We start from the raw sequence: 14,215 nt of genomic DNA, 5'->3' as shown, positions 1-14,215 counted from the left end.
ATCTCGAGCTTTGGTTCGCGGTCCGGGCAGACGCCGCGGTCGAATCGCCGGTCAGCCGCGCCGGCGGTACGGCGTGGGTATCGTGGCGGGGATGCGAGGGATCATCTTGGCCGGCGGGGACGGGACCCGGTTGCAGCCGTTGACGATGGGGGTCAGCAAGCAACTGCTGCCGGTCTACGACAAGCCGATGATCTACTACCCGCTTTCGACGCTGATCCTGGCGAACATTCGCGAGGTGCTGGTGATCACGCGGCCGGAGGATCTCGGGCAGTTCCGGCGGTTGCTGGGTGACGGTTCACAGTTCGGGATGGAGATCTCGTACGCCGAACAGCCGCGTCCCGAGGGGCTGGCGCAGGCGTTCCTGATCGGGGAGTCGTTCATCGGGTCCGAATCGGTGGCGCTCGCGCTCGGCGACAACATCTTCTACGGACCCGGCCTCGGCCTCCATCTGCAGCGGTTCAACGACGTGGACGGTGGAGTCGTCTTCGCGTACCGGGTCGCGGATCCGTCGGCGTACGGGGTGGTCGAGTTCGACCAGGACGGGCGGGCGTTGAGCATCGAGGAGAAGCCGGCTCGGCCGAAGAGCAAGTACGCCGTACCGGGGCTGTACTTCTACTCCAGTGATGTCGTCGAGGTCGCCAAGGAGGTCAAGCCGTCGGCGCGGGGCGAGCTGGAGATCACCGCCGTCAACGCGATCTACCTGCAGGACAAGCGACTGCAGGTGGAGGTGCTGCCGCGCGGTACGGCGTGGCTGGACACCGGGACGTTCGACGCGTTGATGTCGGCCGGTGAGTACGTCCGCACCGTCGAGACGCGGCAGGGGCAGAAGATCAGCTGTCCCGAGGAGATCGCCTGGCGCCGCGGCTTCATCGACGATGCGGGCCTGCAGCGTTGTGCCGACGCGCTGCCCAAGTCGGGCTACGGCGACTACCTGCTGGGCCTCCTGGAGGAAGGTCTGCGCTGACCCGTGGATGGGCGGAGAGGAATTGTCGGCGCTCGGCGCTAGGGTTGCCGTCGTGGAAGCACCCCTTGCGTTGTATCGCCGGTATCGCCCGGAGACCTTCTCCGAGGTGATCGGGCAGGACCATGTCACCGTTCCGCTGCGGAACGCGCTGAGCAACAACCGGGTGAACCACGCCTACCTGTTCTCCGGTCCACGCGGCTGCGGCAAGACCACCAGCGCCCGGATCCTGGCCCGCGCGATCAACTGCGAGCAGGGCCCGGTCGCCGAGCCGTGCGGCGTCTGCAAGTCCTGCACGGACCTCGCCCGCGGCGGGCCCGGCAGCATCGACGTGATCGAGATCGACGCCGCCTCGCACGGTGGTGTCGACGACGCGCGCGACCTGCGCGAGCGGGCCTTCTTCGCGCCGGTCGAGAGCCGCTACAAGATCTACATCATCGACGAGGCGCACATGGTCACCACGCAGGGCTTCAACGCCCTGCTGAAGCTGGTCGAGGAGCCGCCGCCGCACCTGAAGTTCATCTTCGCGACGACGGAGCCGGAGAAGGTGATCGGCACGATCCGGTCCCGGACCCACCACTACCCGTTCCGGCTGGTCCCGCCGAAGGCGCTGGCCGACTACATGTCGACCCTGTGCACGGCCGAGGGCGTCACGATCGAGCCGGCCGCGCTGCCGTTGGTGGTCCGCGCCGGTGCCGGATCGGTGCGTGACTCACTGAGCGTGCTCGACCAGTTGATCGGTGGTGCCGACGAGGAAGGCGTGACGTATCGGCTCGCCGTGCAGCTGCTCGGCTTCACGCCGGACTCGCTGCTCGATGGCTGCGTGGACGGGTTTGCGGCGCACGACAGCCGCGCCGTCTTCGAGACGATCGAGAAGGTGATCGAGACCGGGCAGGACCCGAAGCGCTTCGCCGAAGATCTGCTGCGCCGGCTCCGCGACCTGGTGATCTTGTCCGCGGTGCCGAATGCGGTCGCCTCCGGGCTGATCGAGGCCGCCGAGGACCAGGGCGAGCGACTGCAGACGCAGGCCGCGGGCATCGGCCCTGCGGAGCTGACCAGGGCGGCAGACATCGTCGCGGCCGGATTGCTGGAGATGCGTGGCGCGACGGCTCCTCGGCTGCAGCTCGAGCTGATCTGCGCCAAGGTCCTGCTGCCTGGCGCCGACGACTCGACCAACGGCATCCAAGCCCGCCTCGACCGGATGGAGCGCCGCCTCACCATCACGGGTGGAGCCGCCGGTACTGCGCCCGCCCCGGCGGTAGGCGTCGACTACAACCCAGCCGGTACTGCGCCCGCCGCCGGCGCGGCGAACCACGTCAGCCCGGATCAAGCAGCCGGTACTGCGCCTGGCGGTGCTCAGGCGGCTGCCTACGCACAGCCGATTGCGGTCGCCTCCCAGCCCTCGGGGTCAGTCGGTGGGCCGGGGCAGGCCGACGGTCACGGTAGTGCGGCAAGCCAAGGTGGGTCTTCGGCTTCTGGTCAAGGGTCAAGTGCACAAGGCGCTGCGGCCGGGTTGGGCAGCGGACAGGGCGAAGCGCCCGGACAGAGTCAGGCGTCGGGTCAACCCAATGCTGCGGATCAAGCTGGTGGCGCGGGGCACGTCGCGTCGGACGGTGCGCAGGACGGGGCTTCGAAGCCGGGAGCGGCTGGGGACTCGCAGTCCGCAGTACCGGCGGGTGCTTCTGGGCAGGACGCTGCTGCGCCTGCAGTGGTGAACAATTCCGGCTCTCGCTCGGGGGCCTGGGGTGCGGAGCCTGCGGCCTCCTCTTCGGGTGGTCAGGCGGCAGCGTCCGTGAACCCGCCTGTTTCGAGCAGCTCATCTACTACCGGCTCACCTGCGGCGCCTGCTCAAGCTGCGCCGGCGCCTGCTCCGGCTCGCGGTTCTGGGCCGGCCGTAGCCGGTACTTCGTCGGGGTCGGTCGGGCTGATCGACGTGCGCCGGCTTTGGCCGCAGATTCTCGAGGCGGTGAAGGCTAAGCGCCGGTTCGCCTGGATCATGCTGAGCCAGAACGCCCAGGTCATCGCGATCGACGAGCAGACCCTCACGCTCGGGCTGGTGAACGCCGGAGCCCGCGAGAGCTTCGCACGGTCCGGCAGCGACGAGATTCTCCGCGAGGCGATGATCGCCACGATCGGCCTCAACCGCCGCGTCGAAGCCGTCGTCGACCCGTCCAGCGACCCGAGCGCGGTCGCTCCGGCCGCGGCTGTGCCGCCAAGCGCGTCGTCGTCGTCCTGGGACTCGCCCGGTGCGGCTGGTAGCGGTGCGCCGGTGAGTGACGCTGGTTCTCAATACCCGTCTGGGCAAGGCGGGGCTTCGGGGCCTGGGGCGTTCGGTTCGGGCGGGGCCTCGGGGTCTGCGTCGTCGGGTCAAGGCGTTGGTCCTTCGGGGACGGGCGCTGCTTCCTCGGGTCCGGGGCAAGGCCCATCAGGTGGGTCCACCGGTCTGGATGCTGGTCCGTCAGGTGGGTCTTCCGGTCTGGGTGCAGGCGCGTCGGGTGGGCCCTCCGGCTTTGGTTCGGCCTTCGGCCCGTCAGGCGGCGACCCCGGTTGGGCCGCCGGCCCGTCAGGCGGCCACCCCGGCCCGGGCGCTAGCCCGTCGGGTGCACCCTCCGGGGCGGGTGAGCCCGCAGGCCTGGGTGCCGGGGATGTGAGTGGAGGCGCTGAGCCCACAGGTTTGGGCGCTGGGGCTTCGGGTTCTTGGGATGCCTCATCAGCTTCTGGGGGCGCGTCGTCGGGTTCAGGAGTTGGATCGCCTGGCGTCGCGCCGTCGGGTTCGGAGGCATCGGGCTCAGGCATCGCGCCAGCGGGTTCGGATGGATCTTCGGGCTCTGGCATCGCGCCGGGTTCGAGTTCCGCATCGTCGGGCGCCGCATCCACAGGGGCAGACGCTTACCCGACCGCCGGTGTCGGAAATGCTCAGGCCACCGCGCAGGCATCGGGGACCGGGACCGCGGTACGAGCGCCGGAAGGTGCGGAGGCGGTCGGCGTACAGAACGGGGGGGTGCCCATTCAATCGGGCCTGCAGTCGGATCAGCAGGCCGGCGGCCCGCCCGCGCCGGCGGCGAATCCCAAGTCGCCCGCTGGGGGACCCCGGGAGCAGACAGCCAGCAAGCGTCGTGCCGCGGAGGCTGCGGTCGCGGCCGAGCAGAGTCGCCGTGCGTCGCAGGTGCAGGTTGTCGAGGTGCCGTTGACGCCGGAGGAAGAGGCCGAGGCGATCGGCGACGACGACCTCGTCCTCGAAGAAGATTCGCGCAGCCACACAGACCTCCTCGCCGAAACTCTCGGCGCTCAGATCATCAGCGAAGAGCCCAACTGAGCTCGCTCCCGACTCGAACCACACCTACCCCGGTACGCCGAACTGGCGCTTGCCCCCGTTGAGCACCGCACCGCCGATGGTCTTGCGCTGATCGACGGCGGCATGGGTGCTGGGGTCGGCGCGCTCGCAAGTCACCGCTCACGCGACCGAGGCCGTCGTCCGGGAGACGGCCGAGCGGGGCAGCCCGTCAGCTACCGCCAGCCGCGAAGATCGCCGGCAAGTTCGGTGTTGCTGACCAGCAAGGCGCTCGCTGCACGCGGCGATCGGCGCGATGCGGCCTCCAGCAGTTCCTGGCCCCGACGCCAAGGCGCCGAGCTCCCCGGCGCCTCGCAGCCACCGAGTGAGTGGGGCTCCGCAGCGCCTCGGGCAGAGTCGAGCTCCCCGGCGGCCCAGGCGGCTCTGGGGCCAAGACGTTGAGCTCCGCAGCGCTTCGGCGGCCACGGGTTGAGTGGAGCTTTCCGGTGCCTCAGACGGCCCCGACGCCGAGACGTCAAGCTCCCGGCGCCTCGCAGCCACGGAGCGAGTCGGGCTCCGCAGCGCCTCAGGGACCACATAGAGCGTCGAGCTCCCCAGAGCTTTCGGCAGTCACGGAGTGGGTCAAGCTCGCCGGTGCCTCAGCGGCCCTGGCGCCAAGACGTCGAGTTCCGCAGCACCTCAGCCAGCAGGATTGAGTCGATCCCCCCGGCGCCTCGGGCGGCCACGCGATGAACAGCTCGGGAATTCACAGGTTCGACCCGGTTCATCCACAGCAGTGTGCTTACCGGTGGATAGCACCCAAGCGGCAACCGTTGCCCGCGGTACCGGGTTCTCCACAGCCTGTGGATAAAGGTGTCCACAACTTGTGGAGAAGGCTTGGGAGACTTATCGGTTTCCGGTTGGGTGCTCCCGGCGCGGTGGGTTGTCCGGGGGACCGGCTAGGCTCGGGGAGCAAGTGGAACTGGCAAGCAGTTCGGACGGGAGATCGCGGTGTTCGACGGTGGCGGCTCGCAAGGTGCTGGTGGCTTCGACATGTCCAACCTGCTGGCCCAGGCGCAGGCGATGCAGAGCCAGTTGATGGAGGCTCAGGCCAGCCTGGAGAGCCAGGAGGTCGAGGGGAGTGCCGGCGGTGGGCTGGTGACCGCGCTCGTGTCCGGCACCGGTGAGCTGCTCAGCCTGACGATCAAGCCGCAGGCGGTCGATCCCGACGACACCGAGACACTGGCCGATCTGATCGTCGCCGCGGTTCGCGACGCCTCGGAGAACGCCAAGCAGGTCGCGGCCAACGCGATGGGTCCGCTGGCCGGTGGGCTCGGCGGTGGCGGTCTGCCCGACCTCGGTGGCATGTTCGGCGGCGGTGGCCCGAGCGACGAGCCGGTCCAGGACGACAGCACGACGAAGCCGGGCATCGGTTTCGGCAAGCCGGACGCGACCGGTTCACCCGGTCAGATCCAGGGCTGACGTGTACGAAGGCGCCGTCCAGGACCTGATCGACGAGCTCGGCCGGCTTCCCGGCGTCGGTCCGAAGTCCGCGCAACGGATCGCCTTCCACCTGTTGTCGGCCGACGAGACCGACGTCCGCCGGCTCGCGCACGTGCTGGTGCAGGTGAAGGAGAAGGTCAAGTTCTGTGAGATCTGCGGCAACGTCTCCGAGGAGACGCAGTGCCGGATCTGCCGCGACTCGCGTCGCGACCTCGCGCTGATCTGCGTGGTCGAAGAGGCCAAGGACGTCGTGGCGATCGAACGGACCCGCGAGTTCCGGGGTCGCTATCACGTCCTCGGCGGCGCGATCTCGCCGATCGAGGGGATCGGGCCGGACGAGCTGCGGATCAGGGAACTGATGCAGCGGCTGGCCAGCGGAGAGGTGACCGAGATCATTCTGGCCACCGATCCCAACCTGGAGGGTGAGGCGACAGCGACCTATCTGAGCCGGTTGCTCCGGCCCATGGGGTTGCGCGTCACCCGTTTGGCTAGTGGACTTCCAGTAGGCGGTGACCTCGAGTACGCCGACGAGGTCACACTCGGACGGGCGTTTGAAGGGCGACGATCGATCGATGACTGAATCAACCGATATTGCTGAGCGCGCTTTGGCGACGGATTCCGAGGACCTGCTGGAATTCGCCGAACAGATCGCCGACCAGGTGCAGAGCTTCCTCATCTCCGTGCGCGACATCGCCGCGCAACCCGACGAGGACGGTGTCGACGAGGGACTCGCCTCGCTGCCGTACCTGCTGCTCGAGGTCAGCCAGTTGCTGCTGGCCGGCGGGCGGCTGGGTGCCTTCGAGGACTTCGTTCCCGAGGAGCGGTTCGAGAGCGACGCGGGGCCGGATCCGGATCTCGACGCGATGCGCGCCCGGCTGGCGGTCCTGTTCGAGGGCCTGGACGAGTACGCCGAGGTCTTCGACCCGTACGCCGCTCCGCCGGAGATCACCGTCAACCGGCTCTCCGACGACCTGACGGCGATCGCGACCGATCTGGTGCACGGACTCGCGCACTACGAAGAGGGTCGCGTCATCGAGGCGCTGTGGTGGTGGCAGTTCTCCTACGTCTCCACCTGGGGGGCCGCGGCGAGCGCCGTACTGCGGGCCGTCCAGTCCCTGATCGCGCACGACCGGCTGGAGCCGGCCCACGACCCCGAGACCGAGGCCAACGACCGCGAGCTGGTCGAGGTCGCCGAGGAAGTCGTCCAGCGCCGCTGACCAGGCCTCAGCTCCCGGGACGCTCGGCCGGCCGGCCGTTGTCCAGCTGACCCAGGCCGTCCGCCGCTCAACCCGGCGGGCGGCTCAGTAGAGCCAGCATCTCGGGAAGTTCGAAGAACCGCGCGATGTCGAGTGCCGACTTGGGCCCGAGGGCCGGATCGGCACCGGCGTCGAGCAGTTGCGTCACGCTGTCCGTCGACTGCCGGAAGACGGCAGCGGCCAGCGCGGTCTGCCCGCGATCGTTGACGCGCGCGGTGTCGGCTCCCCGGCTGAGCAGAGCTGCCACCGTCTCCGGATGATCGTGGTACGCCGCCAAAATAAGCAACGAGTCACCTGCTCCGTTGGTCAGGTTCACCGGTACGCCGGCGTCGACCGCCGCGGCCAGCTCGGCCGACCTGCCGTCGCGGGCCAGGTCGAAGAGCGAGCGCAGGTAGTCCAGTTCGGCTTCGGTCAGTGCTTCGGCCATGCCCCGATCGTAGGTCGACCCGGGACGACGCGCTAAGACTTGACTGATTCAAGACAAGTCGTTGCGATAGGGGTATGTCCGAATCGGCCATCACTCGTTTGCGGGCCGCCGGTCTGCGCCTGACGAAGCCGCGGATCGCCGTCCTGGAGGTCCTCGACCAAGCCGGCTCCGGTCACGACCACCTCACTGTCGCCGAGGTGGCGGAGCACGCGCGCGCCCGGCTGGGCTCACTGTCCACGCAGGCGGTCTACGACTGCCTCGACGCGCTGACTGCAGCCGGAGTGGTCCGGCGGATCCAGCCGGCCGGTCATCCGGCCCGGTACGAGAGCCGGGTCGGCGACAACCACCATCACCTGACCTGCCGCCAGTGCGGGCTGACGACCGACGTCGACTGTGTCGTCGGCGCTGCGCCCTGTCTGTTGCCCGCGAGCGCGGCGGGGTACCGGGTGGAGGAAGCCGAGGTCCTCTTCTGGGGTCTCTGCCCCACTTGCGCCGACCAACAGCCGGCCCATGGCCGTACGACAACCGAGCACCAGCTACCGACGCCACGAAAGGGCTCCCAATGACCACCGCGTCCTCCCAGCAGCCGGAAGCCGGCGCCGAGCGCCCCGTCCTGACGAACCGGCAGGGGCACCCGGTCTACGACAACCAGAACCAGCGCACGATCGGCGCCCGTGGCCCGGCGACGCTGGAGAACTACCAGTTCCTGGAGAAGATCAGCCACTTCGACCGGGAGCGGATCCCCGAGCGTGTCGTGCACGCGCGCGGCGCCACCGCTTTCGGGTACTTTGAGGCCTCCGGCAAGGTCGGCGACCAGCCCGCCTCGGTCTTCACCCGGGCCAAGCTGTTCCAGGAGCCGGGCAAGCGCACCGACCTGGCGATCCGCTTCTCCACCGTCGCCGGGGGCCGGGATTCCTCCGAAGTGGCCCGGGACCCGCGGGGCTTCGCCGTGAAGCTGTACACCGAGGACGGCAACTGGGACCTGGTCGGCAACAACCTGGGCGTCTTCTTCATCCGCGACGCGATCAAGTTCCCCGACTTCATCCACTCGCAGAAGCCGGACCCGGTCACCTTCGAGCGGCAGGACCCGAACCGGGCCTTCGACTTCCTCAGCCAGACGCCCGAGGCGCTGCACATGGTCACGCTGGTCTTCAGCCCACGAGGGATCCCGGCCAGCTACCGCCATCAGCAGGGCTTCGGGGTCAACACCTACAAGTGGGTCAACGCCCAGGGTGAGACCAAGCTGATCAAGTACCACTGGCTGCCCAAGCAGGGGGTCGAGTCCTACACCGCGGAGGACGCGGCGAACGTCCAGGCGACCGACCTCGGGTCGCACACCCGCGACCTCTACCAGGCGATCGAGCGCGGCGACTATCCCGAGTGGGAGCTGTCGGTGCAGATGATGGACGACCACGAGCACCCGGAGCTGGACTTCGACCCGCTGGACGACACCAAGGTCTGGCCGGAGGAGCAGTTCCCGCTGCACTCCGTCGGCACGATGGTGCTGAACCGGGTGCCGGAGAACTTCTTCGCCGAGAACGAGCAGATCGCCTTCGGCACCGGCGTACTGGTCGACGGCCTGGACTTCTCCGACGACAAGATGCTGGTCGGCCGGACGTTCAGCTACTCCGACACCCAGCGCTACCGGGTCGGCCCGAACTACCTGCAGCTGCCGGTCAACGCGCCGAAAAAGAAGGTCGCCACCAACCAGCGCGACGGTCAGATGGCGTACGGCGTCGACCTCGGCGAAGGCCAGAACCCACACGTCAACTACGAGCCTTCGATCCTCGGCGGCCTGACCGAGGCGGAGTACCCGACCCACGACGTCCAGGGACCGGAGATCAGCGGCCGGTTGACCCGTCAGCGGATCCCGCGGACCAACGACTACAAGCAGGCCGGTGAGCGGTACCTGCTGTCGGAGCAGTGGGAGCGCGACGACCTGGTCGCCAACCTGGTGGACGCACTCAGCCAGTGCGACCGGCCGATCCAGGAGCGGATGGTGTGGCACTTCCTGATGGCCGAGGACGAACTGGGCCTGCGCGTCGGTGACGGTCTCGGGATCAGCCCGGACGACGTCAGCCAGCTCGAGCCGCTCGCGACGCAGTCGCTGACCGACGAGGAACTGGACCGGCTGGCCAACCTCGGCAAGAACGGGCCGCGTGACGTCAGTGGGCTGACCATGACCCACTGCGTGCCCAACAAGCGGGTCACGGTCGAGCGGTAGCTTCCGAGCGGTGCAGGAGATCGCCGCGCGTCCGGGGCCGCCGGGTCACGGTCGCGCGGCGATTCGTCACTACCCAGCGGATCGAGTTCACAGCGATCCAGCCGATCACCAGGGTGACGGCAGCGAGAACGACGATCGTCCACAGGCCACCGAGGGCGACTCCCGATGCGGTCAGCCAGTGAATCAGGTAGGTACCGCTGGCGGCCGTCGTGAATCGCGATCGTCGGCACCAGGGCCGCGGGCAGCGGCTCCCGGAACGCGAGCCGCGCGGTCAGTACGGCGCCGAGCAGCAGCCACATCAGGATGCCGACCGCGAAGGATGCGACCCCCAGCTCCCGCAGACCGACCGTCGTCAGGCTCTGACCACCGATCAGACCTGCGGCGACCGTCGGCAGCAGGTAGCCCGGGTGCAGCCGATCGAAGTCCAGGCCGCCGACCATCAGCCGTCGCAGGAACAACGTCGCGATCACGATGGTCACCGCGAACATGACCAGTACGACGGTCTCGCCGGCCGTGGGAGCGTAGTGGCTCAGCCGTGCGCCGAGCAGCATCCCGGTCACCGGGACCAGTGCGGCGAACGGGCCCAGCACCGGATGGCCGAGGTCTTCGAGCACCTGCCGCGCCGTCCGGGCACCGAGCAGATAGCGGGTCAGGCTGACCAGCCAGACGACGGCAGCGACGATCCAGAACATGTTGCCCACGCTTGGATCCAGGTGCAGCTTCTCGCCGGCCGCGGTCCAGGTGCCGGCCAGGCCGGACAGACCGAAGGCGATCCCGAACAGGTTCAGCGGAAAGACTTTCGCGGCGGACATCAGCTGTCATCCCTTTCGAGCAGTGAAAATGACCGGTCGTCTTGGACGAGTGAGCGTTGGAACGGCAATGGATATTCCCGGTACGGCGGAGTTGTCCACAGTTGGCGTGACCGGACTCGCGACCGCAGACCCGAACCGGTTGAATATCCGGATGTCCGTCTACGAACTGCTCGGCCGGCTGCCCGACATCGAACGGGTCCGCCGGACCAGTCGCGCGCTCGCGATGCTGGACGCCGTGCTCAGCCCGGCCCCGGAGTACCGGATCTACAGCTTCGACGCGCAGTGGTCCCCGATTGACGAGGCGGCGTTGATGCGGAGCGGCACCGGCGACGACTACACGATCGTCTTCTCGCCCGACGGCGTGATCGCCCAGGGGTTCGCGCACGAGTCACCGATCTCACCCTGGCAGCATCCGGATCACCAGACCTGGCCCGGACTCTTCATCGGGGTTCCCGACGAGCTCGCGCCGACCCTGGACGAGCCGGCCCTCACCGACGAGCAGGGCCGCCGATCGGTGACCGTCTGCTTCTGGCGCACGCCCACGGACGACCGCTGGCAGTGCGGACCGGTCGAAGGGGTGGGCAAGGATGGCGCCGACTGGCTCTTCGAGTTGCTCGCCGACGGGCGCCCGGAGGCGTACCTGACCTTCGCCGAGGAGTACTACGAGGTCCCGCTGGAGCTCGCGGCCGTTCATCACGTCTACGCCCTGATGCCACTCACCGAGGAGGTCGTCACCGCGCTGAATCCCGAGGTGATGCTCAAGGACCTCAAGGACGACATCATCGAGATCGGCTACCCGCGGTCCTGACGGTCAGTCCGGCAGCATCGGCACCGTCAGCCCCTGGTCGCGCCCGAGCAGGACGCCGCGAGTGATGGCGTTGCTGCCGAACCGGTTCCGAACGCCGTCCAGTGCCGAGTCGAGTTCGTTGTTCGCGGCCTTGTCGAAGGGCAGTGCCAGTTGCACGCTCGCCTCGTTCTCCAGGTTGCCGACCGAAATGCCGACCAGGGTGATGCCCTGCTTCTCGATCAGCGGTCGCGCCGTCGCCATCAACGCCCGCGCGGTGACCAGGATCGCGCGCGTCTGACCTGTTGCCTGGGGCAACGTATGTGAGCGGGTGACCCGGCTGAAGTCGTCGAAACGCAGCCGCAGGGTGACCGTCCGCCCGGACCGCCCCGCCGATCTCATCCGCCGGGTGACCCGATCGACCAGTCCGGCCAGGATGGCGTCCAGCGTCTCGGCCGACTTCGGTGAACGCCCGAGCGCGCGTTGCGACCCGATCGACCGGCGCCGTACGCCGACCTCGATCGGCCGCGGGTCCCGGTTGTGGGCCAGAGCGTGCAGGTGCCGCCCTGACGCCCGGCCGAGCATCGCGACCAAGGCCGCCTCAGGCAGGGCCGCGACGTCCCCGACCGTGGTCAGTCCCCGGGTGCGCAACTTCTCGGCCGTGACCGCGCCGACGCCCCAGAGCCGCTCCACCGCCAGCGGGTGCAGGAACTCCAGCTCTCGCTCGGGCGGGACGAGCAACAGCCCGTCCGGCTTGGCGACCCCGCTGGCCACCTTGGCCAGGAACTTCGTCCGGGCCACCCCGACCGTGATCGGCAATCCGACCTCGGTCAGCACGGCGGAACGCAGCCGCTGGGCGATCTCGACCGGTGTCCCGGCGATCTTGCGCAGCCCGCCGACGTCGAGGAACGCCTCGTCGATCGACAGGCCTTCGACCAGTGGGGTTGTGTTGGCGAAGACGGCGAAGACGGCCTTGCTCGCCTCGGAGTACGCCGACATCCGCGGCTGCACCACGATCGCCTGCGGGCACCGGCGAAAGGCTTGGCCGCCGTTCATCGCGGTCCGGACCCCGAAGGCCTTCGCCTCATAGCTGCAGGCGAGCACGACGCCGGCGCCGACGATCACCGGGCGGCCGCGCAGGCGTGGGTCGTCCCGCTGCTCGACCGACGCGTAGAAGGCGTCCAGGTCGGCATGCAGAATGGTCGCTTCGCCGTCAGGCACGAACATATGTTCGCATACTCTCAGGCGTGGTGAATAGGGAGAATTCCGGAGGCGCCGGGCCAACCAGACAGGACAGAATGCTGGTTATGGACCTGTCGGCTTATCGCGCGCTCTGGCGGACGCAGGGCGTCTTCGTCCTGCTGACCTCGGCGGTCCTCGCCCGGATCCCGGTGATCGCGGCGCTGGTGCCGGTCTCGTTCCTGGCGAAGGATGCCGCGGGCAACTTCGGCTGGGCCGGCGTGGTGGCCGGCACCTACTCGGTCGGCATGGCGGTCGGTGGGCCGATCTGGTCGCGGCTGGCGGACCGGCGCGGCGGCCGGGGCGTCGTGATCTGCACGGGAATGGCGTGGTCGGTGGCGATGGCCGCGCTCGCCTTGCTGCCGGCGGACTGGTACCGGCTGATGCCGGTGGTATCCGCGCTCGCCGGTGCGGTCGTCTCGCCGGTCACCGCGACGCTCCGTGCCGCGTGGCCGCGGCTCGTCCAGGGCTCACGGCTGCGTGCCGTCTATGCGCTCGACGCGACCGCGCAGGAAGTGCTGTTCGCGATCGGCCCGATGCTGGGCGCGCTGGTGGTCAGCTTCGCCAGCCCGCGGGCCGGCGTACTGGGAGCGGCCGTGATGGCCGCGATCTCGGTCTGGTGGTTCGGGCTGCGGCAACTTCCGGCGGTCCCGCACGACGAGTCGACCGGCGCGCGGCTGACGGCCCGGCAACTCCTCTGGCATCGGTACCGGTTGCCGATGATCCTCTCTTTCGCCTTCTGTGTCACGGCTTTCGCCTCCGTCTCGCTCGGAATCGTGGCCTTTGCGGACGAGCACGGCAATCGCCTGATCGCCGGCGTACTGGAGACGGTCTGGGCGATCGGCAGCCTGCTGGGCGGCGTGATCGTCGGTGCGCTGCCGGGTCGTCGCAAGTCGTACGTCTGGCGGCGCGCGGTACTGGTCTCGGCCGGCATGGTGCTCTGCGCCTTCGCGACCTGGTCGCCGGTGTCGCTGGGAATCGCGTCGTTCCTGGCCGGTCTCGCGCTCGCCCCGATGGTCGGCGCGCTCTACGAGCGGCTCGGCGCGATGACTCCGGACTCGGTCAAGACCGAGGTGTTCGGCTGGATGGGAAGTGCCGGCATGGCCGGCGGCGCGATCGGTTCGGCACTCGCGGGCGTGGTGGTCGAGGCCTTCGGCGTTCGCTACGTCTGGGTGATGGCCGCGGCGCTCACGATAGCGGCGGCGTTGTCGCTCCTGCACGTTCCGCCGCATCGCCCGGCCGATACCGACGACTCGGCGGCCCTCCAGCCGGCGCCGGAGCCGGTGATTCAGGAAGTCCGGTAGGCGGCGGGTTTCAGTAGTTGCAGTTCGTCGAGCAGTCCGGCCCCGAGCAGCGACTGCAGGAGTGCGGCGCTGCCGAGGACGACCAGGTCCTTGCCCGGGACCTCTTTCAGAGCGGCCAGGGTCCGCAGTGGGTGGCTGCCGCCGATCACTTCGGAGTTCTCCACCGCGGCGGCGCTGGCCAAGGTCTGGGAGACCACCAGTTTGCGGAGCCCTTTCAGTCCGGGAGGCCCGGCGGCGATCGCCTCGAACGTCTCCCGGTCGATCAGCGCGGTGTCCGTGATCGCCAGCGCCGCGTCCACGGCCGCCTCGGTCACCGGCCACTCGCGCGGCGTCTCGGCGACGCCGTCGATCGAGGCGTCCAGAACGGCGATGATCTTCCTCATCCTGCTGCTCCCCACCGGTGACCGCGAAAAGCTCTGTCAGTCAGTAATGTC

At 69.0% G+C, this 14,215-nt stretch carries 12 protein-coding genes and 1 pseudogene; 9 read left to right on the top strand and 4 right to left on the bottom strand.

What is annotated here, in order from left to right; all coding sequences use genetic code 11:
* Nucleotides 1-91 precede the first annotated feature (91 nt).
* The 5 genes from rfbA (at nucleotide 92) to OX958_RS34390 (ending at nucleotide 6,952) form a co-directional block, all read left to right on the top strand.
* On the top strand, nucleotides 92-964 hold the full coding sequence (rfbA, locus tag OX958_RS34410) for a glucose-1-phosphate thymidylyltransferase RfbA (RefSeq protein ID WP_270134551.1): 873 nt from the start codon (nucleotides 92-94) through the stop codon (nucleotides 962-964).
* Nucleotides 965-1,016: 52 nt separating this feature from the next.
* Nucleotides 1,017-4,277 carry a DNA polymerase III subunit gamma and tau gene (locus OX958_RS34405; protein WP_270134550.1) on the top strand — a complete coding sequence of 1,087 codons (3,261 nt, stop codon included), beginning with the start codon at nucleotides 1,017-1,019 and terminating at the stop codon, nucleotides 4,275-4,277.
* Nucleotides 4,278-5,243: 966 nt separating this feature from the next.
* Nucleotides 5,244-5,714, top strand: a complete 471-nt coding sequence (locus OX958_RS35300; RefSeq protein WP_333486467.1) for a YbaB/EbfC family nucleoid-associated protein — start codon at nucleotides 5,244-5,246, stop codon at nucleotides 5,712-5,714.
* A 1-nt stretch (nucleotide 5,715) separates the two neighbouring features.
* On the top strand, nucleotides 5,716-6,315 hold the full coding sequence (gene recR / locus OX958_RS34395; protein ID WP_270134549.1) for a recombination mediator RecR: 600 nt from the start codon (nucleotides 5,716-5,718) through the stop codon (nucleotides 6,313-6,315).
* The gene (locus OX958_RS34390; protein ID WP_270134548.1) at nucleotides 6,308-6,952 is read left to right on the top strand and encodes a DUF5063 domain-containing protein; all 645 of its coding nucleotides are present in this window, start codon (nucleotides 6,308-6,310) and stop codon (nucleotides 6,950-6,952) included. Before recR ends, OX958_RS34390 begins: the two co-directional genes overlap by 8 nt.
* A gap of 67 nt (nucleotides 6,953-7,019) precedes the next feature.
* Here the strand turns inward: OX958_RS34390 and OX958_RS34385 are convergent, their stop codons facing one another.
* Nucleotides 7,020-7,418, bottom strand: a complete 399-nt coding sequence (locus tag OX958_RS34385; RefSeq protein ID WP_270134546.1) for an ankyrin repeat domain-containing protein — start codon at nucleotides 7,416-7,418, stop codon at nucleotides 7,020-7,022.
* Nucleotides 7,419-7,492: 74 nt separating this feature from the next.
* Between OX958_RS34385 and OX958_RS34380 the strand changes: the two genes are divergently transcribed.
* Both OX958_RS34380 and OX958_RS34375 read left to right on the top strand, forming a co-directional pair.
* A complete protein-coding gene (locus tag OX958_RS34380) occupies nucleotides 7,493-7,984 on the top strand; it encodes a Fur family transcriptional regulator (RefSeq protein ID WP_270134544.1) in 492 nt (163 codons plus the stop codon).
* Nucleotides 7,981-9,642, top strand: a complete 1,662-nt coding sequence (locus OX958_RS34375) for a catalase (protein ID WP_270134543.1) — start codon at nucleotides 7,981-7,983, stop codon at nucleotides 9,640-9,642. Before OX958_RS34380 ends, OX958_RS34375 begins: the two co-directional genes overlap by 4 nt.
* A 272-nt stretch (nucleotides 9,643-9,914) precedes the next feature.
* Here the strand turns inward: OX958_RS34375 and OX958_RS35455 are convergent.
* Nucleotides 9,915-10,454: pseudogene (locus tag OX958_RS35455) on the bottom strand (hypothetical protein); the annotation flags it as partial.
* A gap of 151 nt (nucleotides 10,455-10,605) precedes the next feature.
* On the opposite strand from OX958_RS35455, the gene OX958_RS34370 reads away from it, so the two are divergent.
* Nucleotides 10,606-11,262, top strand: coding sequence for a hypothetical protein (locus OX958_RS34370; protein ID WP_270134542.1), 657 nt, complete (start codon nucleotides 10,606-10,608; stop codon nucleotides 11,260-11,262).
* Between the two features lie 3 nt (nucleotides 11,263-11,265).
* Here the strand turns inward: OX958_RS34370 and dinB are convergent, their stop codons facing one another.
* A complete protein-coding gene (gene dinB / locus OX958_RS34365) occupies nucleotides 11,266-12,465 on the bottom strand; it encodes a DNA polymerase IV (RefSeq protein WP_270134540.1) in 1,200 nt (399 codons plus the stop codon).
* Nucleotides 12,466-12,545: 80 nt separating this feature from the next.
* Between dinB and OX958_RS34360 the strand changes: the two genes are divergently transcribed.
* Complete coding sequence (locus OX958_RS34360) at nucleotides 12,546-13,781, top strand: MFS transporter (RefSeq protein ID WP_270134538.1); 1,236 nt, start codon at nucleotides 12,546-12,548, stop codon at nucleotides 13,779-13,781.
* Here the strand turns inward: OX958_RS34360 and OX958_RS34355 are convergent.
* Nucleotides 13,766-14,164 (bottom strand): dihydrofolate reductase family protein, encoded by a 399-nt coding sequence (locus OX958_RS34355; RefSeq protein ID WP_270134537.1) that lies wholly within the window; start codon nucleotides 14,162-14,164, stop codon nucleotides 13,766-13,768. The genes OX958_RS34360 and OX958_RS34355 overlap by 16 nt on opposite strands.
* Nucleotides 14,165-14,215 lie beyond the last annotated feature (51 nt).

This window comes from Kribbella sp. CA-293567 (genome assembly GCF_027627575.1).
Classification (GTDB): domain Bacteria; phylum Actinomycetota; class Actinomycetes; order Propionibacteriales; family Kribbellaceae; genus Kribbella.
This window is presented reverse-complemented; position numbering and strand designations above follow the sequence as displayed.